Here is a 24484-nt window from a genome sequence, read left to right as displayed (position 1 = left end):
GCGATGGACGGTTCGCTGTTCAGCCCGGTGGTGCAGCTGCGCAACGCCTTCGAAACCCTGCCCGAGTTCCTGCGGACTCCGATCGAGTTGGTGGTCTTCGGCGGGGAGCTTCCCGGCGCCGACATTTCGGGGATGCGCCGGATGGCAGCCGAGCTGCGTGCCCACAGTCTGGAAATGGAGGGCCATGCGGCCGATCTCGACAGCCTGCTGACGCAGGAGGATTCCGTGGGCGAGACGGCCGAACAGCTGCGTGAAGCGTTGAGTTCCTATCGGCAGGGCGCGGCTCAGCTCGGCAACGATGTGAACGCTCTGGCCGATCAGGCGCAGGCGGCGGCCAACGACGCGGAGAAGTGGCTGTGCGTGATGTTCACGTTCGGCATCCACCTGGCGTGGCGGATCTACGGTTTGCTGGCCACCGCCGCGGCGGGGGGCCCGGCCGGTCAGGTTGCGGCCGCGCCGGCAGTCGAATCCACGCTGGTCAAGGGACGCGCCGAGGTCGCCGTGATGCGGGCCAACCTACAGCGGGCCATTCAAGAGGGTGGTGCCAGGGCAGCTGCCCAGCTGAGCGGTATGGGGCCGATGCAGTTCGCCAAGTGGATGGGTACAGCGGTCGCGCTGCCCGTGGGTGTCGAAGTGGGTGTGCAAGCGCTACAGGTCGCCACCGGGGACAGAACGACCGAGATCATCGGGGAGGACGGTTCCAACCCCACGGGCATCGATCTGAAGTCGATCGAGGTGGCCGCCGTGTCCGGCGCGGGCGGAGCGGTCGCCGGCATGCTCGCGGGCCGGTTCGCGCCGATGGTGTTCCCGCAGATCGCGACCAGTCGTGTGGCCATGGGTTTGGTGCACGGTACGGCGGGCGCCATCGGAGGCATGGGGGCGGCGTTCGCGGTTGCCGGCTGGCCGCAGCATTACACGGAGGTGCTGGGGCCACTGCTCAACGGTGCGTTCTCGGGGGGCGTCTATGCCCAGACCGCCCGTCCGCCGGCGGTCGACGGCGGCGCACCGTTCACGCCGCCCGATGCGATCTCGGTAGGGCCGGACGCGAATACCACGGCGCCGCGGCAACCGATCGATATATCGGCGGATTCGAAACGGGCGTGGGAGTCCGCGACACAGACGTGGAAACCGGCTGCGGAGACCACAGGTGAGCGTGGCGGGCATCCCACCGAGGCGGCGGCCGCGCAGCCACGATCACAGAATGAGCAGCAGGCATCGGCGGTGCCCGACGGCGCCGGTGGTGGTACATCCACCGCGACCGGTAGCCGAACGCCCGCGGAAGCCGCCGGTAGAGCGCCGGAGGGAGCAGGCGGAAGAGCGCCGGGGTCGCAGGCCACTGCCGGTGCCTTGGCCGACGCCGCCGCGGCTCGGCCGCGATCGGAGACGAGCCCATCGGCCGATCGGCCGCCGGCGGACAAGCACGGCACTGCTGGGCGGGCGCCCGTGCCGCGGTCGGTCGAGGCGGTGGGTGAAACCGCGCCGCCGCCGAAGATCCCGACGGACGCGCCGCCGGGCAGCGAGGTTCCCGGACAGGCCGGACCGGACACCGCGGTCGCGGACAGCGCCGGTAACGAGGCATCGGCACGACCCGATCCGGTCGCCGGGAGCGATACCGGGTCGCCGGGCGACCGTGCCGAACACGGATCGCCGGGGGGCGACGAGCATGCGACCGCGCCGCGGGATGCGACCGCCGAGCAGTCCGAGCAGCTGAGACCTGAAGGCTCGACCCGGCCCGAGACGGACGGCCCCGACGCGCCCACTGCGGGCGAACATTCGTCATCCGCGCGCGACGAGCAGAGTGTTCGGGATGCCGATCACGACAGCCTCGCCGAAGCCGCCGGAATGCCCCGTAGCGACCGCGACCGGGCGGTCGATCTGCTGATCGACTTCCACCAGGCCTCCGCCGACCAGGTACCGGAAAGTCAACGCCTGTCCAACCTTCCGGACGACGTACTGAAGGCCGGACTGCACAGCGGCGATGAACACCAATCGCTGCTGGCGACGGTGGAGATCATCCGGCGCGGCACGATCAGTGACGCGGTGCCGGGCGGCATGGTGCTGCGGGTCGAGCAGGCCGAAGCCGTCTACGCGATGAAATCGCGGCCGGTGGAAATGAAGCCCGGCGAAGGCAAATCGCTGGTATTCATGGCGGCCGCGATACAACGTGCGGTACACCATGGCTCGGTTCTGCTCGTGACGACGACCGATGGGCTGGCCAATCGGGAAGTCGTCACATACGAGAAGTTGTTGTCCGACTCCACGCATCAAAAGATGATGACCGACTTCGGGATCGACGTGTTCCGCGCCGATCAGGAGAACGGCTTCGGACCGATCCAGGAGGGCCGGCCGGCGATCGTGGTCGCGACCGGCGAAACCGTCGGGCATTTGTGCAATGCCGGCATCAAGCCACCACGGCATGCGCTGATCGACGAGATGGACGGCATCATCGACCGCGGCGAACGGCAGTTCCTGCGGTCCGAAGGTCCCGAGCAGGCGGCTCCGGAGGAAACCGCCCGGCAGGTGTTCGACGCGCACGATTTCCTCACCAAGGCGCTGGCGGACGGGTCACTGTCGCACAAAGATTTCGGCCTCCGGAGAATCGCCGAGGAAATCGGCGTGCACGCCGACGGCACACCGGAATTCAAGTACTGGTACGACGGTCAGCCCGAACTCACAGCCGCGGGGCGGGCAAAGGTCGAGGCGCTGCCGAACGGCCGGAACTGGCTGGAGGGAATGGGCGCTTCCCGGTTGGAAATGGCGGCCAATGCCGAATTTCTGGTTCGTAATGGCGTCCACTACAAAATGGATGCGGGCAAGATCGTCATCATCGATCAGGCCGAGCACGGGCTGCAACGGAATCCGAAAACCTCGAGCGAATCCCGGTGGAGCGCGGAGCCGGGAAAGGCGAGCCTCGCACAGGCCATCGAGGCGAAGGAATTCCGCGCGGCCGAGGCACGCGGAGAACAGGCCGAGGACCATCGGATCGTGGTGCGCGCGGATGCGGAATCCGCCAAACGTATCGACTCGGTGGAAATCTACCGCGTCGGAGAAGGTTCCTTCTTCGATGAGGTGACCGGTGCGTCCGGTACGCTCACCGACCTCAACCCCGTGCTGGAGAAAATCTACGGTCTGGAGCCGGCGTACGAGGTCGGACGGTCACAAACGCATCGGCTGGTGGAAGGCCAGCACGATGTGGTCGAAAGCACCCATGCCAAGCTGCGCACGATCGCCGAGTACGCGAGCGAGATGCGGAAAGAGGGTACGGGACGGTTCCAAGAGATTCTGTGTCACCGAGACGACCTGGTCGCCCGACAGGTAGAGGCGCTGGTGCGCGCGGGGGTGCCGCGCGAGGCGATCGAAGCGGTCGACGCCGAGCGGATCATCGGCTGGGGTGCCGACTGGGAAGCCCAGTTGCAGAACGTTTTCGACGCGGCCGGTGAGCAGGGCAAGATCCTGGTGATCAACCGGCAGGGCCAGCGCGGCGTCGACATCTCGGTGTCGGATGAGGTGAAGGCCCAGGGCGGCATGCATGTCTGGATGACCGAGGCGCCGGAGCAGTCCTACATTCACGAGCAGGCCAAGAACCGCACGGCACGTAACGGCCAGCTCGGCAGCGCGCAGGTGGTGATGTCGGCCGAAGACGCGCTGATCCGCAATGCCATGCACCTGCGCGGAGTACGTGAGACGGTAATCAGCTACGAACAGGCCGTGGCCGCGCATGCCGCCGATCCGACCCCGCAGACCCACGACGCGGTGGTCGAGGCACGCCAATCCGTTCGCGAGCTGGTGCCCGAACTGCAAGAACGTGCGCTGCGGCACTCCACCGCGGATTTCATCCGGCATCACGCCTTCTCCACCGCCATGCCCACCGTCACCCTCGCCGAGGCCGACACCGGACAGTATCGCCGTGATGACGAGGTCGACTTCCTACGACCGGATGAAGCTGCGGACAGGACCGCACGCCTGGCCGGCCTGCTGGGTATCCCGGCTCCGACCGTCGCGGACCAGATCACCGCACTCGAACGCGACGGTGCCGACGACCCGATTCGCGAGCTACTGCGCCGGGCCGGTATCTCGCCGGCGGCGGCCGAGGCACTAGGGCAACATGTCGACGAGACCGCCCCCGCCGCGGCGCGGGACCGGGCCATGTTCAACGACACAGACGCATTGATCCACCTGGGGCAGTTACGGGGCCGGCTCGCCGAACAACTCGGTATACCGATCCCGGATATCGACGGCGCCGAAGGTATGCGCATACTCGATCCCGCGCTGACCGAAGCGCGGGACGCCCTCGCGGCAGCTCTGGGCTACCCCGCTGCCGGCATCACGCCCGCCATCGCCCGCGACATCCTCGGCGAAAAACTGAGCGATCAGCTGGCCGCCACGAACACCGCGGAACCAGCAGTACACCACGATACTGCGCCGGCTGCGGCGGATTCCGCGCCGGCGGGCCACGACACCCACGGCGGGGCAGCACAGGATGCCGCTGCTCAGCATTCCGACACGCAGAACAGCGACGTCGACCACGGGACAGCCGACGATATCGTTGCCGCCGCGTCACGCTATCTGGCTCTTTCGGCCCTGTTCGATTTGGTTGTGCAGTTCCATCGGCGCAGTCCGAACAGTTGTGTCAACAATGCCGTGACCGGGATGCGGGTGTTGTGCCCCGACAACGCCGACCGTTTCCAGGTACCCAATACGAAGCTGGGGGGATACGGCCGCAACGATGTGCGCGACATCTTCGGCGCCGAACTGCGGAACGCCGGAACGCTGGACCAGGTGGCGGAATCGCTGAAAACACGGCCCGGCGGAATCACCGTCCTGACCTATAAATGGAAAGACACCCACGCCAACGGCACCAGCACCGAGGCCGACGACCATATGGTGCTGCTGGTCAACGACAGCACCTCGGTCGACGAACCGAACCTGGTCGTCGTCGATCTGGCCGCGTCACGCGATCGCCACACCGACAACGACTACGGCCCGCGCGATCTGCGCAATCGCCGCAGCTTGCTGAACAAGGCCGTCGGATTCGATGAGTGGCGCCGCGAACAGGAAGTATTCATCAACCGGCTGCACGTGAACAAGCGGCTGTTCGAAACCATCGAGTTCGACCGGGACGGAAACCTCGTCTCCGGCTCCCAGCCGCGGTCCCCCGCGGCCGCGACCTCCCGAGCTTCCCGGCGGGTGACGGTTTCACCCGCCACTGTGGACGAAATCAATGCAATTATCGAGGAGAAACCCGCGCGGGTCGGCAGCCGTCCGTCGGACAGTGCGGCCGAGCCGTCATCGCCGGATGCCGCGAACCGACGTAACGCCGGGCGAGCCCGATCCCCGTGGCACAGTCCGGCCGAATCTCGCTCCGGACCGCCACAGCCTTCCGACTTCCCTGGTTTCGGCGCGTGGCTGCGCGCGTACCGCGACTACCGGGAACTGAGTGTGGCCGAATTCGCCGCGGAAGCAATCGGCAGAAAGGCACTGTCGGCGTACGAACGTGGCGATACCCCGAAGCTGCAGGGTGTGCTCGCGCTGCTGACCGCCCGAGCGGTTCCCGACGCCCTTGCCCGCAACGTATTGCTCGAATTCTTCGACGGAAGAGGACTCGCCCGGTTCGATCCCGAGGGCAATTTCCTGCCGGATCCCAGCGCATACGAACCAGCGGATCAACACGCCGTGAACAAATGGCTGGTGTCCTTGCGACATTACGTGGGTGTCACGCAAAAGGAATTCAGTGGGTCGGTTGTTCACAAATCCTATCTTGCCCGGGTCGAACTCGGCACGGCGCAACCCGACTCGGCCACTGTGCATGCGCTGATAGCGGCCCACGGATTCCCGGAATCCGTCGCCGAGGCCGCGCTGCGCCGGTTTTTTCCAGAAGGGAGGCCGGCGTGGCTTCGGCCGAACCGGAATCCGTTGCCCGATCCGGTGGAATTCGATCCGGCAGATCGATACGCCGCCAACCGTTGGCTGACCGCCCTGCGCGCTCATCTGGCCGTGAGCGCGGCCGATTTCGCGGCGGGGGTCCACGCGTCGACCATCGCGGCGATCGAACGCCGAGCCGCCACCGTGACCCCGCGGATCCTCTACGAGGTCGTGGCCACGAACAACCTCACACATAAGGTGGCGCGCGCCGCCCTGCTCCGCTTCTTCGACGGTGAAGGACTCGGCCGATTCGATCCCGCTGGCGAATTCAGACCGTCCCCGAGCACATATGATCCAGGTGACCCGCACGCGGTCAGCAAATGGCTGGGCGCACTGCGAAAGTACCTCGGTACCACCACAGAAGAGTTCTCCGGACCGCTGCCGTCGACCCTGATCAAGCATTTCGAAAGAGAACGGCGCATTCCGAAGGCAAGTGCAGTCCGGGATATTGTGCGGGCCAATCGATTACCGGACGATATCGCGGTCGCAGCGCTGCGCCGGTTCTACGGCGGCGAAGGGCTGGCCTGGTATGATCCCGACGGTCGGCTGCTACCGCGACCGACGGATTTCGATCCTGCCGACCCGCATGGGGTGAACCGCTGGCTGACCGCTCTGCGACGCTATCTGGGTGTAACCCAGGCCGAGTTCGCGGGGCAGTTCAGTAGCGGCACGGTCAGTAGCCTCGAGGCGCTGAAGACCCATCCGATCCCGGCTACCGTACGAGATATCGTCCGCGCCAACAACCTTCCGGACGATATCGGCCGCGAAGCAAATGTATGGTTCTTCAATCGCGAGGGGCTGGCCTGGTACGACCCGGACAGCGTCCAAACGCCGATTCCGGCCGGCTATTCGACTGTGAACGAATGGTTGCGAGCCTGGCGTCACTACCTCGGACGCAGTCAGGAACGGTTTTCCGGTCGACTCAGTGCCGGTGCCCTCAAACACTCCGAGCACGGCCGCACCCAGCGCCCCCGGTTGTCCTCACTGCGCGTTCTGCGCGACGACAACGGTATTCCGCAGCATTTGCTCGATACCGCGATCGACCTCTTCTACCGGCACGACGGCGTCGACGATGCCGATCCGGATGAAGCGGCGCTGTTCCGGCGCTACATCGCTACGCGCGTCGACTCGCCGGAAGAGAAGATGATCCGGGACGAAATCTTCGCCCGGTTCTCCTGGGTTCCCGAAGCCGTCGTACGCAAGATGGGGCGCACTGGTGACGACCACGACGAACTGACCCAGCAAGCCCGAATCGAAATCCTGTCGGCGATCGCCAACCACGCCCCCGCCGGTGCCTTCGCCCCACACGCCTGGGCGGCAGCGGTATGGGCGGTGGTTTCGGCGCGTTACGAGGCGGCCTACCCGGGGCTGAGCCGCACCGAGCGCGCGCTGGTCGTCAGGGTCCATCGCGAACTGGGCATCCAGTCCCAGGCACTGCAACTGGACGAGGATCGCGTTCTCGACTCCGCGATCGCCGAAGCCCTGGGTGTCCCTCTGACGGATATCGCGTGGGCGCGGCAGACCCTTTCCGGTGGGTCACTGCGACTCGACCGGTCCGTGGTGGACGACGGCAGCTCACTCGACGAGGTCGTGAGCGACCAGACCGCGCGGTCCCCATTCGCCGATATCGAGCTGGAACAGGCCATTCGGGCCGGTCTGGCCGGCCTCCCCGAACCCGGCACCGCCTGGAATCTATTGGTGCTGAATCTCGTCGAGGGCAACCCCCTCGACGAGGTCGCCGGGCGGCTCGGCATGTCTCTGGATTCCGCCACCGACCTACTCGGTCAGGTCACCGAGGTGATGCAGACCGTGCTGGCGGATCCCACCGGCCGCCGCGCCGCCGCGGCGGATTCGGTCACCCCGGCACGCACAGAAACACCGGACAGCATCGGCAGCCGGCCGTCGGAGCGCTCGGCCGATCCGTCGTCACCGGATACCGGCTTGCGGTTCGATGGCCTCACCGCCGGTAGCGAGGCACAAGCCGACCTGGTGGAACGACAGATCATCGCGTTGCTGAAGGGTTGGTCGGATCCGGCGTATGTGCGGGAGATCGCCGCGGCCGTCGGTGCGTCGATTCGGTGGGGACAGGGACCGATAACGCTCGGGGTCGAGCTCGATGCCGACGCGCTGCACGTGGATCTCGTCGATATCACGGGAGAAAACTCCTATGTACGGGTCGAATGGCGGCTGGGGCGGACTCCGGGTCCGGTCGAGCGAGCCGCGGAACAACCGGCCGAAAGGTCCGTGGAAGAACTCGATCTCGACCGCTTGATGGAGATGTTCGGCGAATCCGAGACCGCGGAGATACCGCCGTACCAGCGGGAGGTGCGCCGGATCCGCAATGCCGTCGAGGGCCGGCTGTTCGAGGACGATCCGAACATCTCCGGCGAGTTGGTGGACAGCATCCTGCTGGCAGTGAGCGAACTGGTCACCAACGCGAAGAAACACCTGTACAGCAAGGCTTCATCGGCGGGCCTCCCTCCGGAGGAAGTCCTCGATCTGTCGATTCAGGGTACCGGCGACGACCGGCAGGTACACGTCGCGATCACCAATGACATCGCCGCCGGCGTCGCCGCGAAGCTACCGAAATGGACACCCGACGAACAAGACGAGGACCGGGAAGGTGGCCGCGGCACCCAGCTCGTGATCGCCGAGAGTACAGTCGCGGTCCGCCGCATCACCTTCGCCAATGGCCGGAACACCGTCGAGCACGCGGTCGAGTACCACGCGACACCTCCTACCGGTGATATCGCCGCCGCACACAGCCGCAACACGGCGCGCGTGCCCGCTACCACACGGTTCGCCACCACGGGCAGGTTCCTGCGCGACTCCGCAGCGGAACCGGGCGAGGCGGTGCCCGACCACATCGTCGCCTGCGCCGGTTCGACCATCCGGTCCGCGTGGGCCGACGGATTGGATGATGCGCTCATCCCGCACAAGGATGCGGCGAGCTGGGACACACTCGTCACCGGCCTCACCACCGGGCTCGCCGAACTCGTCGTGGCCGACGGGACTCTCGAGCAGCGCCTGGCTCGTGAGATAGACAGCCTGGCCGATCCCGAGAACCCCCGGCACAGTGCGGTCTTCGTCGTCGAGCGCGACGGTATCGCGCACGCTTTCTATGTCACCCAGCTCAACGATGCTCTGCTGGTCTACGACACCAACGTCCCGCGTATCGCCGACCCCGACCTGGGCGGCAAGCCCATCGCCCGGCTCCGCGACCGCGATACCTGGCAAACCTTCTTCCGGGAGTCGTTCCCCCGGCCGGACCGGGCCTTTTTCGCCCACTTCGAACGTACTTCGGGTCGTCTCGTTCCGCTTCCGCACGAGGCCGGCGCGGTGCTCGGTGGCACCGCGGCAACAATCCACGGACAACCGAATCCGGATTCCGGCGATATCTACGGCGCTTACGAGCAGACCAGCGACAATCTCACCGCAGTCCTGAGCGAAAGCCCCACCGATGTGATCGGCGCGCGACCGGGGGACGCCATCGGGAGTAGACCACATGACCCGAACGTTCGCACTGCGCTCATCACCGATGGACTGAATTCCGGTGTAGTGCACATCGATCCATTGCCGGGGGCGCGTGGGGTCACGGTCGAGCGAGTGCGTTTCGGCAACGGCTACCAGTGCATCCGAGAAACCTACGACGATGCCGGCGAGGCGGCGAAGCAGTGGCTGATATCGGAGATCGGTGGCGCCATGGGCGCGCCTGTCGCCGGCACGTACCCGGACTCCGCCGACAGTGCGGTGCTGTATCGCGAGATTGTTCCCGCGCGCACGGCCGGCACCGTCCTGCCACAGAAGCTGTCGCGAGCTTACGATCCCGGATCGATCGACGGAGACCCGGCGGACGAAACGCGCGTGGCGCTCGGCCCCCTCGACCGCGGGTACCTGGATTCGGTGTCGGGTGAGCTGCTCGGACTGTTGGACGCGGTCACCGGCGTCCGGCGCGGCACGCTCCACTGGAATATCGGTGCCGACAACGAGGTGACCGGCGGGCGCGCGGCCATCAACTCCGAGGCTGCCCCGCCGAGCCCGTTCGCTGCCGAGTTCACCCGGATTGCCGACGACAGCGTGCAGTGGCAGAACCATTCGATCCCGCGGTCGGCGATCACCGCGATGCGGGAACGGGTGGCCCATCTGGGGCCACGGATAGAGATTTTCTTCGACGCGCAAAAGGACCTGCTGTCCGACCTCCACCAGCGAGTGCTGACCGAGCTGACTCGTGCGGAGCGGCACGCGCTACACACGCCGGACGAGGTGGCGAACGTCAGCGGAACGAGCGCCGACGCGCAGGCCAAGGCACGGTTGGTGGAGGAGTTCACTCTCGACTATCCATACTTCACCATCAGCGGTTTCGACCACCCCAGGGTGCCCGTCGACGCGGTCCGGGAAATTCTCGAGACACTGGCCGACCTGCTCACCCGGTACCGGTACGCGCCCGGTTCTGCCGCGCACCTGACCGATATTCGCGGTCTGGCCATCGATTTCCTGGGCTCGGAGCAGATCCACGCCGCGATGTCGGAACGGGCGGCCGAACGCCGGGCCGGATGGATGCAGCTGAACCTGTCCCGAGTGGCCGACCGGGCTCGGGCGCTGAAGGACGATGCGAAAGACCGCGATACCGGCTTTCATCCGAGGAGCGGACAGCCCTACCGCGACGATGTGATCCACGAATTCGCGCACGCGATCGACCTTGCGGCCGGCCAGCGGCTCAGTCAGGAAGCCGAGAGCACGCTGCGACAAGCCTGGGCCGCACTGTCCGCCGCCCGCCTGATCACCGAACCGTTCGAGGAATGGCGACAGCGCCTGCCCGCGGCAGCGTTCACCGACGAAACAAAGAACACACTCGACCCGGCCGAGGCGGTCGCGGTCGGCTTCGCCGATGTCGAGATCAACGGTCCCGTCGTCGGCAGCCCGCAATGGGTGCTCCACCACTTCGTCACCACTCTGAGGCCCCCCGAAATCACTCCAGACTTGGTGGTGAATCTTCCTCCGGCCGATACGGCATCGGGTAATGCGGGGAATCGGGCCGGGGACACCGACGGCAGCATCGGGGCGAGGCCACCGTCCGAACCTCCGTCTGGTCAGCCTCTTCGGGCCTCCGCACCGCGGAAACGCGGTCCGAACGCGGGGCCCGAACAGCTCACCGTCCCGGAGGCAGTCGAGGCCGTCCCCGAGCAGCAACTCCTCGATCGGAGTCCGGTTCGGCGAGACCTTCAGCCGGTCGACGCTTACCGTGTTCTGGGCGGCACCGCAGGTGTGCGGATGTCGCATGAGGAGGCCGCAGCGCTTCGGGAGACCGCACGTCGATACGGCCGGAAGACCTCAGGCAAATACAAGGATGTTTATCTGTTCGGCGACTTCGCGGTGTTGAACTACCGGGTAAACAATGATCTGCCGGTGGACTTCACGCTCTGGCCGCAGGAACACCGCACATTGCAGGCGATTGCCCAAGCGATGCCGGAGGGGATCGAATCTCCGTTCCAGCAGATCCTCTATGTCGAGCTGGACGAACAGGGGTGTCCGGTATTCGAGATTCAGCGCCGCATCCACGGTGAGCCCGTCCAGACTCTGGCCGATCGGGGCGTGGGTGAGGCGCTTGTTGCCGTTCACCGGCTGCTCCGCCGGGTCCCGGTGCCGCAGGAGTTGCTACCGCTTCCCGATGACTATCCCGAGGATTCGGTGGGCTTCTTCCGTATGCTGAGTGACTATCACGAGCAGCGCTATCAACGTCTCCGTACAATCCCCTTGTATCGTGCGATGTTCGACCGACTGGGTTTCCCCGAGCAGTTGACAACGGGATTGGACGTATTTCATCCCGCTATCAGATCTCAACCGTTCCAGCTTTTGCACGGGGATTTGACCAGGGGCAATATCGTCCGCACGCTCTCCGGCACTATCAAGGTCATCGACTGCGGCCTCATGGTCTACGGTCCGTCCGATTACGACGCGGCGATCATCTGGCAGCGCGACCCGGGCAACTCCGACCAGATGGACAACGTCCCCCATCGTCTCCGGCCGTGGATTGCCCAACTCGATGCGTTCCGTGTTCTCAATGACGTGGTTGGCCTCGTGGACGAGGTGAACACCGCTGTTCCCGACAGGAGCCGGACATACTCGGCCGCTTGGCATGTCCTTACCGTTCTCGGCGCAGTCCAATTCAACTGGTACGGCCGTGTCCACACCATGCCGACGTTGGGTGAACTCATCGATCTCGCAACCGAAGCCAGGACGTCGATCGAGCGCGAGAACGACCAAATCGGCAGCAGGCCGACGGATGATGCGGACTCGGGAGCGTCTCGGCGCTATCGAGACCGGCTCGGGGAGCAGTACCGTGAGCTGGCGGAGCGGTTGAGTATTTCCACAGTCCGGCCATTGTCGTCGTCTCTGCGACCGGAGTTGCCGCCCGTACCGGGCGCGGTACTCGGGGCGCCCGCTCCGGATTCCGGTGCGCTGCGGGCTGTGGTCGACCCGGAACGCCTCGCGACGGTACGCGCCGCGGTAGCGGCCGAAATCACCGCGGCGCGGCACAACCAGGAAGCCACCGCTGATGATCTGACCTGGCTCGAGAACCTCGCGGCCCATCTCGACGAGCTGCACACCGACTTGGCCCGGCGCACCTCGGCCGTCCCACCACAGCGACTACAGCTCCTGGTTCACCTGTTTCAGGCCGCGGACGAGCGTGCGGCCACGCGTTCCGAGGCCGATGAGGCGCCGGTCGGGAAATTCGCGACCGCCTCGCCGGACGCGCTCAACCGCTACCGTGCCGCAAACGAGCGTGTCAGCGCACTCGGCGGAGCACTGAACGAGGTTTCGGAACAACAGGGTCCGTCGGACCACGAGCCCGGCACCACCCCGTGGTCGGCGCGGCAGCGCGACCCGATGTCCCGCGAAGGTAAAGCCGGCGAGGTCGATGTCGTATCGCCCGGCATGCAGGAATCCGTGAACCCGCTCGACGGCGCTCAGGTGGTGCAGTCGATCCTCGTCAGTCCATCGATACCCGTGCAATGGGATCCGCGGGCCGCGGAACTACCGGATGATATTCTGCTCGCCTCGGCGGCTGTCCCCGATATCGCCATCGATGTGATCCGCGGCAGATGGCAGGAACTCGGTGTCGACTATGTTCGCTCGGGTTGGCGGGTCGGCGGAGGTCTGCTATATCGTGGCGACACACGACCCAGTAACGAAATCTGGCGAACGGGGTTCGTGCCCAGGAACCAACGACGCGACGGTGAGGTCGTCTACACCACCGTGCGGGTGGACCGTGCGGCCGTCTACGGGGAAGCGGTAGCGGGCAGCGCTCCACTGAACCCCGAATTGGTGCACCGTATCTACGTCATCGATGCTCCCGGCGGCTTCGGGGTGGTGGACGAGAACGGGGGCGTCGTCTCCGTGCATTGGCCGGGAGGCGTGCGCGGCAACCGCATCATGGGCTGCTTCGAAATTCCCGCAGCGGCCTGGAATGGCGAATTCGCAGCTGTTGCCGACGAACTCTCAAGGTACTGGCAACCGAATCCCGGATACCTGCCGAACGCCGGTGGTCCCGACGCCTCCGTCCCACAGGTTGCGCCCGAGTTCACGCCGCGGCCCGCGCCGCCCCCGGCACAGCTGATGGTCAGCGGGCCGCAATCGGTGGTCGAGGCTCGTCGACACATCCGAGACCTTTTGCAGGATTGGCCGGCCGAGCATGCCGAGACCGCTGAATTGCTGGTGTCGGAGCTGGGCACCCGATTCCTGGATGCCGGACCGGGAGGCATGTTTTTCACCCAGGTGACCGGCAGCCGGGGCAATCGGGTGCTGCGCGTCGAAGCAACCGGCCGGGCGACGGAGTCCGCGACGGTGACCCGTGCAGGCGAAAGCGTGTCCACCGAGTGGACGCTCGAGTTGCTGAACGCCCACGCGCCGCGGTCGGACAGAATCGTCTCGGGCATTTACGAGGCGCTTTGGTTCGAACTCGACGAGGTCGCGCCCGTGGGCTTTCACCACGACGAGTACGAACGCGAACGGGACGGCGCGGAACGCGGCGACGGACAGCCTGGCGCGTTCATCGGGTCACGTCCGCACGACCCGCAGTCGGATCACTCCTCTGTCGAGCCTGCTACAGCTGCCGGTGCCGATACGTCCCGCAATTCACCCTCGTCGAATCCATGGAGTCGCCGGACCGGTCTGTTCGGGCGCGGCGTCAAAAAGGATCCGTGGCCGGGCCTCACCTCGGACCTGCCCGCTCTCATGGCGCTGGCCGATGCGATCTCGTCCAACAAGTGGCTGGTCGGCAAGCTGAACGAGGCATTGGGGACCGACCTGCGGTGGGCGGAGGAGTTCCAGGCCCCCGTCGGTGCGCTGCTGGAGGAGGGCAGCGGCGACACCACGGCGCAGGTTCGCTATTGGTTCACGAAACTCGCCGAGGCCGAAGCCCGGATCGGCCGGCTGGTCGGTGGCACCGCACGGCAGATCATCGACGGCGCGGTGGTGGGGTGGGACTTCGGCCTCCGGCTGCACACGGTGTCGGGGAAAGAGGCCGAACAGCGTATCCAGTACCTGCGGGCGGGGCAGGACCACCGGCTGACGAGATTCACCCCGCGGATGCTGGCCTGGCTCGACGGATACCGTGATTTCGGCCGGCATCCGAATCCGTCGCTGGCCTATGCGACCGAATGGATGCTCGAGGCGAACCTCGGAGATTTCGCCGACTCCTACGGCACGATTACCAAGGCCCGAGCCGAATGGACCGACCTGCCGCCGGTGACCGAGCTCTGGCATGACCTCGACCACTTTCCGCAGCCGGATCCGCAGCGTGCCCTGCGTCCTGTGAACGACACCGTGTTCTCCTGGTCGTGGTACTACAACCGCGTCTTCTGGACAGCGGGGCCCACGGTGCAATTGCGCACCGCCGAGCTGCCGGACGGAGAGGTGGTGCGCGGATGGTGGATTCACCGAGAGCAATACGTTCTGGTCATCGACGAGAACGCCGGCCGGGAACAGATCCGCACCGCACTCGACGAGCATCTGCGCGGCTTCATCGGGGAGTACGTGCCCCGCCAACCGCCCCCGAGCACCACGGTGCGTGGCAACCTGATCACCGTAGGCGCGGGGAGCGCCGGAATTCTGTCGGGAACCGGACTGTCGGCCGCCCTCGATATCGGATTCCTGCCGTGGCCGGTCGCCGGCATGCTGCTCGGCGGAGCCGTGCGCCAGGGCTTCGGAATGATCACCGACTACGCGGCGGACAACCGGAAAATGCAGCGCACAATGCTGGCCGAGCTCTACGACGCCGCGACCGCGGGTGGTATGGCGCCGGTCGCGCGGAAGATCACCGCCGACCAGTACCGGACCGCGCAGCTGCTGAATCCGGTCGCGGAAGCATTGGGCCGCAGCGCGTTGCGGTACAGCCCTGCCGAGGAAACCGCACAGCTGTCCGAGGAACAGCGGGCCGAACTCGGGCACCGGGCGGAGCAGGTGATGCGCGGGTTCCGGCGTGCGGTAGAGGAGGGAACGTGGCGGCTGCTGGTGCCGAAGTCGATGGCGGACGAGCGGCTGTTGAAGCTCCACCTGCAGCCGCTACGGGGCACCTCGCTGCCGGAAGATGAAGGGAGATTCATCTTCCCGCTGGTCGGCAACCAGTTCATGAAGCACGTGACGGTGTCCTACCGGGTCGAGGTCGGCGCGGTGGAGAAAACGCACATCACCTTCCACGACACCGGCAAACTCAACGAATTCGACCTCACGATCGGCGTATCACCGAACCTGTACTACCGCACCGACGAACAGTTGGCGCAAACGTTCTTCACGGCCCTGGCCAATTCGCTGTCCACTGTCGGTAGCGCCTATGCCGATATGCCGGGAACAGGGACCCGGATCAAGCGACCCGGAATCATCAACGGTGTCCTCTACGCGCCGACCACTCTCGCGCTGTCCACCGCGCTCGGTGTCGAGCCCCTGGCCGCAGCAATGATCCTGGGACGGGCCGGTACCGAATTCGGTGCGATCCCCGGCGAGGTGATGGCCGAATCGGCAAGCGCACACCACAGGAAGAACGCCTTCTACACCATGCAGAAGCGGATGCAGTACGACACCTCCACCGGGCTGGGCGCGGCCCTCGGCTGGAAAGCCATCGAGCTGCACCAAACTCAGTACGAGCTGCACCGAGAAGTACTGGCGCTCCTGGCAGTCTCGGCGGACCACGAATCCCCGAATACGCTCCCTGTCGGTGAGAACGTTCTCACCACTGTCGGCCACCTGGTCCGGGAGTGGGCCGAACAGCACGATGAGATCCGCGCCGTCAGGGTCGAAATCCTCGGTGAGACCGGTCTGACCGAGCTGTGCGGTGTCCCGGTAAAAGATGTGGCGGCAGGGGCCGACGATGCGCGGCTGGCCACCATCCGCACGACTTTGCAGGACGGCCGTTCGCTGGTCCTCTATGCCGCGATCTCGGTCAACAGCAACCGGGAGTACCAACTGCCGCTGGTGTACTTCGCCGGTGCCGGCTACCACCGCGGCCTGGCATTCGAGCGCGGAGTGCGGTGGGAGCAGCACCGGGAACGGCTCGTCGAGCTCCGGCTGCCGGCACAGTGGCGACGGCAGGTATCGGAGACCGAGCTGGCGAAACTGCGCCGCACCCTCGACGATCTACTCGCTCGTGAGCGGGTGATGCACGGAGTGCCGGTAGGTGAGCTGGTCCGCCGGGGCGTGGTGCGGGCCCTCGGTCAGGATGTGGCTCCCGGCCTGATCGCCTTGTCCGGCGGTGATCCCGCGGTCGCGATCCAGGCGCTCACGAACGGGTCGATCACCGTGACCAATGATGGCCTCGGCGTGATCCGCAACGCGGCCGAGGAGCAACGCACCTTGAACAGCCGGGCGGGCGCTTTCCAGCCCGGGCCCACCGCCCGCGCGGTCACCGATGCCTGGGAACGCTCGCTCCTGCAGACCTACGACGATATCCGTGCTGCCGCGGCCCGGCTGCGGCAGCGAGCCGAGGCACATCCGGACGAGCCGCGGGTGCGCGACCTCGCCGACAAATGGGCAGGCCGCGCCGCAACCCTCGCCCGGTCGCCGTGGGAAGAGGTCGACGCTGCCCTGGCTGTGCTGCAACAAGCGGTGGCCGACGACGCATACGCCGAAGAACTGATCCGCCTGGACATCTCGGGCATCGTGCAGGTGAACATCGCGCGCCCCGGCACATTGCCGCCGCGCCGGGAGATCGTGCAGATCCTGCCGGGCATTCCGGGTGCCGGCACCGTGGTGCGGCCGAATCCCGACGCATACGCCGACGTGGACACCTACATCGTGTACGACCCCGCCGACCCCCAGGCGCTGCGCGGACTGCTCACCGAGTGGTTCGCGGTATGGCATGGATCGCCTTTCGGCGAGGTGACCGCCCGCGGACACGGACCCGACGCGGCGGTAACGGAGGCCGGCGCCGCCTCGAACCGGGTGCTCGCCGGTCGCGGCGACGGCGGATCCGGTACCGCGGACCTGGCATATGTCGGCGCCAGTGTGGTCAACGGCGTCGGCCAGGCCTGGGCGGACCGCCACTCCACCGATAAAACGACACAGGCCGACCGGTTGTTCCAAGCCCTGATGCACCGCGACATCGTGACGGCCACCAAACCGCTCGAACTGATCATGCACCGGCTCCGCGGCGAAAAGGAGCGGCTGTTCCGGGAACTGGTGGCCGATATCGCCACGGCCGACGAGCTGGCCGGAATCGCCATATCCGATCACCAGCGGGCCGTTCTCGACAGCCTTCACCGAACTCCGGAGCACGACACCGCGGAGGAGCCGCGCCGTGCGCCACGGGGAATCGTGCGGGAGGGAGAAGCGGATCCGTCCCTGCAACCGCGCCCGGAATTCTTTCCCGGCCGCGATTCATGGCAGGAACGTGTGCGCGGGTTGGCCGAGCACGGCGCTCAGGCACTGGCCGGACAGTTGGGAATGCGGCCGGAGGAGGTACGCGCGATGCTCGATGCGGCGATGGCGCGTACGCGCCTGCTCACCGAACACGAGGTGGATCCCGCAGAACAGCGGCTCCCCGAGCACGAGCGCCGACGGTTGGAGCCCCACGTCGGCGAATCGCTCATCGACTGGGCTACGACCACGATCTGGCTGGCACCGCAGCGAACCGACTGCATGGCCGCCGCCTGGATCCGGCAGGTACTGCGGCTGCTGCGAGGTTCACCGGTGGATGAGCAGACCCGGACGGGGGACACCGCTCTCGAGGTGGCGGCACGCCGCGAAGAACAAGTCGCCGAGCACTCGGCGCCCTGGCTGAGCCACATCGTGGAGCTGTTCGGTGATGAAGCGTCGAAGTCGGTCCACGACGCGCACAAAGAGCCACCCGGCTCGACAGCAACGGCGCGTATCCACGAGCGGCTGGGCGAGCTTCCGAAGTATGCGGAGCAGTTCGAGGCCGATATGACGCAGCGCCATCCACCGGTGGAACTCGATTTGCAGACGATCGGAAGCCGCCCACAGCGGCAGGCCGGCGACGGTGCCCCGGCCGATCCGGGGGCCGGCCGGGAGGTTCCCGCGCGGCACACCGCTACCGCAATTCTCCGGCGTCCCGCGCGCGGAGGCACAGTGGAACCACTCGTCCACGGCCTCGACGACCGTCCACTCGACGACTGGCGCAGTCTGACACAACAGCAGCGCGATCAGTTCCGCGGCCTCGGCATCGTTCATATGGATGGAGGCGGCGCGGCACCGGGCAACCGTGCCGGACTCATAGGGGCCTCACCCCACAGCTCGCCGGGTACCGAAGGTGCCGCGGACAAGCCTGGGCAACTCGGCTCGTCCGCGGGCGACGGCCGCGACACCGGGTCGAATCCCGTACTCGCGGCGGTACTCGAGCCCACCTCTGCCCCGGCTTTCGACCGGATGGCAGCGGAGCATTTCCTGCCCGCATTCGAATACGCGATACGGGTGCAGTCGGCCGCGATCGCCGCCCTCGTGGCAAATCCGGGACCGTGGAACGGGGCGAACACACTGCGGCAATTCGCCGATTCGGGCTTGTTGCTGGGCGGGGTGAGTCAGTTGTTCAGTGCGCACGCGGCGCTGCGCCGAGACGCCGCGACAGCTCAGGTGGAACCCCGGATCGCGGAACTGAAGTCGGCCCACGAGAGCCGTATCCTCACCGATCCGAAGCTGGCCGCGATCTTCGCGTACCTGTACGAACACCGCGGTGACCTCGGGTTGAGCGAGCGGGACCGAGGGTTTGTGGAGCGCAAGTACCAGGACTTCGCCCACGCCGGCGCCTACCTGGCCTCCGAACAGGAACGGGCCCGGCTCGCCCGGCTCGACGCCAGAGTGTCGGAGCTGCAAGCCGAATACAAGGACAATCAGGAAAACGCGCTCAAAGATTTCGAATTCCGCGTAGCCGAGGTGGCGAAGCTGGATGGGCTGACTACCGACCAGATCGCCGCGGCTCGGTCGCGTGCCGGCACGGCCGGGGGATATCTCCTTCCCCGGCCGCCCGGTATCAGTGGGACCTGGCACCCCTACCTCGGCCTCCTGAAGGATCCGGAACTCCGACGGCAGATCTACGAAAAAGTGGACAATTTGGCCGTGGGCGGAGAGCACGACAATTCGGCGAACGTACTCGAGCAAGTGAAGAATCTCGCGGCGCGTGCTCGACTGACCGGTCACGAGAATTACGCAGATTACCTGATGTCGACCGGGATATTCGAATCCGTACAGATCGCCAGGGAATTCCTCGACGAAATTGCGCGCGTAGCCGCTTTCGCTGCGCGGCTGGAGTTACCCCGGCTCGCCGAATCGATCGATGCGACGAGGATCGAACCGCATTCCCGCTACCGGGCTCTCGAAGTAATGACCCAACGCAAAGCCGGATTCGATACACAACAGATGCGTCAATACCTCGAGCTGGACAGTGTTCTGAAAAAGGGCGTGTTCGGCGTGGCCGAAGACCTTTTCGAACTGACCATCACCGAGCTGCACGGAACGGACAAGCCGCCGGTCTGGCACGAGGATGTGCGGGTGTTCAGCGTGACCGGAGCAGACGGGAAGTGGCTGACCGACTTCTACCTCGACCCGTACTCGCGCGAAGGGAAGAACGGTGGCGAATGGACGGACCCGCTCCGCCTAAACTATTCCCCGCTCGGCCAACAGCCGATCATGAGCATAAATTTGAATATCGAGAAACCGTCTTCCGGAAAGCCCACACTCCTGACACCCGCCGAGACGGAAACCGTGTTCCACGAGTTCGGGCACGCGTTCCATTTCCTCTTCAGCGAAGGCACCTACGAACCGGCAAAGAGACACCTCGTATTCCCCTGGATCGAGTTCACGTCCAAGCTTTTCCAGAAGTTCTGGAAACATCCGGACGTGCTCGCACGGTACGCGGTGCAGCACGGGACCGGGGAACCTATGCCCCTGGATCTCCTGGACAAATTCGAAGACTTCCGGACGGCCTATCGCGGCACCGGAACCATCTATCGCCTGGCCGGCGCCTACGTCGATCTGGCGTGGAGTTCCATGTCCCCGGAGCAGGTTCCGGAAGGCGCGGACGCAGTGGCACTGGTTGCGGAAACAGAACAGAACGCCCTCGCCGAACCGGGTATCGATTTTCCGGAGATCGGCCGGCCCTACAGGTCGCAGTGGTTCCGTCATCTCTTCGCCCAGATGGGTGGTTTCGGCACCTACTTCGGCCAGTACTGGGCGTACCTGCTCAGCGATGTGCTCGCCGCGATCGTCTTCGGGCGGCATATCGCCCCGAGCATCGAACGACACGGGCTGTCCGCGGAAACCGGGAAGGTCATCCGGAAAATCCTCGAATCCGAGGAGGACAATCTGGCCCAGGCATTGCGGCGGCTGATAGGAACGGATGTCTCGGTCGAACAATTCCTCATAGACCAGGGGCTGCTCTGGGCTTCCGCACTACTGAAACTCGATCCGGACGCGACCCCCGAATGGCTCACCGTGCCGGAAGCCCGCCCGCCGGATACCGACCTCGGCTCGTGGTGGAACAGCCTGCTGACCCCTGCCGAACAGGCGGCGATACTCGACCTATTCCCGGATGTGTTGCGGACAATGGGTGTCGAGCTTTCCCCGGAGCCGGAGCCGGCCGACACAGCGCCGGACGCCGCAAACGGCCGGAGCGTTCGGGCGGCGGACGAATCCGAGCCGGGAACGGCGCCGACGCGGGATTCCGGCCCGATCGGTAGCAAGCCGACTCCCGGCGACGGTGCCGAGGTACGGCGCGTGACGCCGGCGGCCGGACCGGTAGCCCCTACCTCATATACACCCCGAATCGGTCGACTCGCCGCGGAATTACGCGGCTTCGGCCCGAGCTTCGCCTACATCGATGACCTGCTGCGCATCGCCGAGGGTGAACCGCACGGAAGCCACTGGATCGACAGCCCCGACTACTGGGATTGGCAGTTGAACTGGCTGCGGGAACGCAGTCCCCGCCTGAGCATGCTCGCCGCCTTCTCGGCCGCGGCGTTGGAAGCCGAAATAGTCGCCGGCCTGCCTAATGCCAGTGCGGGACCGCTGCTCATCCAGCAGAACCGACCACTCACACCGGACGAAATGCTGCTTCTCTACAAGTACCGGACGATGCCGACCGATACCCCGGAAAAACCCAGCGGGCCCGATATCGCGCGACGCTCCAGCACCATCGGCCGCGTCGAACGGGAGCTCTCGCTGGACGAAATCGTGCAGTACAACTACCTTGCGATGGTCGCGGCGCGGCCGATACTCCAAGAGGACCGCGACCTGACCCGGCGATTCCTGACACCGGCCGAATTCGGCCACTTCGATCCGATTCCCCGCAACGGGGTGTACGGGGCGAACTATCCGGGCTGCCGAGACCTGCCCCGGGATCAGCCGGCCTACTTCCGAGCGCGATTCGCCGGTGACAGCCTGCTACCCGAGATCGCGTGCCGGGCGGTATACGACCGCTTCCTGAACCATTGGATCGAGCCCTACCAGCTTCGGCACGCCACCCAACTGCGCGACAGCTTCCGTGGCACGTCCCCGGAACCGGAAGACCACGTCGGCCGTTGGTTCGCCGCCGTCGTCACGGAGACACTGGCCGCACCCCCCGATGCCGCGCCCGAGATCCTCGACCGCGCCTTGCGCACTCACCTCCACCACCGCACCGGCAGGTCCGCACCGGCGGACGACACGCTGTGGCACTTCGTATCCACCACGGCCGAGTTACTGGCCGGCGACTACGACTTCGGGCACTACCTGCAGCGACGCAACCACCCGGAAACCGAGGGATACGCACGGACGGTCCGCGACGTCGTGCTGAGGCGGCATTCACCCGCAGCGGTCGCGCGAGTCCCGTTCATCGCCAACGTCATCGGCGCAGTACCCAGGGATTCCGCTGACGATCGCCGACGGGCGCGGCCCGATAGCCCGCGAGCCACCTCCCTGCCGCCCTGGGCAAAGGCATCGACGGGACCGGATCGGGAAACCCCCTCGGCAGCCCGGTCCGGCGACCGGGCGGCCGGAACTGCGTACTCGCGGCATACGCCGGACCACGACGTGATCCCCGGCGATCTTCCTCGCCCGGAGAAGTGGGGCCACTCGCACAGTTCCGGCGAGTACTTGGACCGTCGCCGTGCGACACTGGCCGCGGCCCTCGGGGTCCCGGCCGACGTGGTGCAGATTCCATTGCTTCGCCAAGCCCTCACCTTTGTACAGGCTCCGCTGCCGGATCTCGGCTCGGAGGAATGGGACGCGGTCTGGCAAAGTCCGCGACTCGGTGAACTACCCGCCCTGCTGGGCGAGTGGATGACCACCCACGCGGCGCTGGGGCCCGCGCCCAGCGACACCGAGAAGATGCGGTTACGGACCACCAGCAGGCAACTGGAGCAGACCTTGTCCGAGGTCCTGGGGGTCGAGGTTCCCCGCACGCCGCTGTATCCCACCACGAACACCGTGTCACTACAGGAATTGGTGGCGTATTCGGGCAATCGCGTGCTGGAGCACGCGCTGCACATGATCGACGATTTCCTCGATCTGGTCACCCGCGCCGAATGGAATCTCGCACCCACCGGAACACCGGCCGACCTGGCACGAACGTTCCAGCACCTGCACCGGATACCGATCAATGGCGTCGACAAACTCGGCGCCGAGGCATTCCGCGAATTGATACAGCTGCTGAACACGCTGCTCGACCGGTATCCCACCCGCTTGCGCAGTGTGGAGATCGTGCACCGAGATTTCGACGGCGATACGCTGGTGAGCGCGCAGACGCGACCGCATGTGAACGGCCGCGAACTCGAGGGCGCCGATCTGCATCTGTACATATCCAGGACTCATGCCCGGGCGATACCGCGCGACGCCCTCCGCACGGCCGTACTCGAGGGCTTCGGCAGCTTGTTGTCGGCGGCCGGGCGATGGCGGGCGGAGACGCATACGCGTGCCGTCCTGCGGCAGATCCGGCCACCACAGGAGAATGCGAACACGGAGAACGGCGACACCGAGTGGCTGCGCGATCAGTTCGGCGCCGGTAGCGTCGACCCGGCCGGGAACCTGGATGTGCGTGGAGCCCTCTACAGGTCGTTCGCGCGTGTACACACGGATACTCTCGGCGACGATATCTCCGCGCCACCTATCACCGACGGCCAGCGGGCGTTGTACGACCTGCTCGTCGGTATGGCCGAGCGCTTCGATTTCCGTAGCGATCACGCCTTCCGGCCCCCGGCGATCGAGGCGGAGAAGGCGCTGCTTCAGCAGAAAAACGAGTTGATCGCCACTGTGCGGACCACCCTCGGAATCGACCTCGTAGGACTCGAGATGGTCGATGTCGACCTCGAAACCGTCCGCGATATCGTCGGTGAGTTATCGGCCCATCACCGCGAGTTCGGTGCTCCGACAGACCCTGACGAGCTGGTCATCATTCCTTTCTGGGACGAGGACGACTTCGGTTACACGACCTTGTCGCCGGCGGGAAAGACCGTCGTCATGCTGAACGAACGCTGGCTGGTCGACCGCGAAACCATGCGCCTGGCCGTCAACGCCCACATCGCGAACCGGCATTTCATCGGCCCACGCGACCAACCGGTCCGCCTGGTCCTGGCGCACGAACTCGGCCACGTCCTCTACAACTTCGTGCAATACACCAGGGTTCCGGAAGAAACACTCACGACGCTGCTGCAACGGGACCTGGAGAAGGTGATCGGCGAGCTGTACGACTTGTTCCGCCGCTCGGATCCGGCCGACGACTCCGCCGAAGCCTTCTACGCCTGGCTGAAAAAAGTGCTCAGCGGGTACAGCTACGGCCGGCACAAACGTATCGATATCGACGAGGCACTTCCCGAAGCCCGTGCGACTTCCCACACACTCGGCGCGGCCGCTCCGGAGCCGCAGCGGATCATGAGCGCCTATCTCGAACGGCTGGTACGCACCGAGCTCGCACGGTGGCACGCCGGCGACCCGGAGGGCGACCAGGCCGCCCCCGGATCCCCGCCTGCCGACGGCAAACCATCCCGCACGGCCGATACGACTGCCTCGACGCCGCAGCAACGCCGGCCCGCCGGCCCCTCGCGGGCTGCCGAGCCACCCAGTCGATAGTTTCGCCCCGCAC

General features: G+C 66.1%; 1 protein-coding gene. It reads left to right on the top strand.

What is annotated here, in order from left to right:
* Window positions 1-3 precede the first annotated feature (3 nt).
* Window positions 4-24471, top strand: a complete 24468-nt coding sequence (locus QH276_RS02630) for a M3 family metallopeptidase (protein WP_280401692.1) — start codon at window positions 4-6, stop codon at window positions 24469-24471.
* The last annotated feature ends 13 nt before the right edge of the window (window positions 24472-24484 follow it).

The organism is Nocardia carnea (assembly GCF_029869215.1).
GTDB lineage: Bacteria > Actinomycetota > Actinomycetes > Mycobacteriales > Mycobacteriaceae > Nocardia > Nocardia carnea_B.
Note: the sequence above shows the minus strand (reverse complement) of the source record. Positions and strands in the feature narration are given on the sequence as shown.

What these genes read in the sequence shown, in the direction of transcription:
- QH276_RS02630 (WP_280401692.1), top strand. Translation starts at nt 4, where the DNA reads ATGGACGGTTCGCTGTTCAGCCCGGTGGTGCAGCTGCGCAACGCCTTC.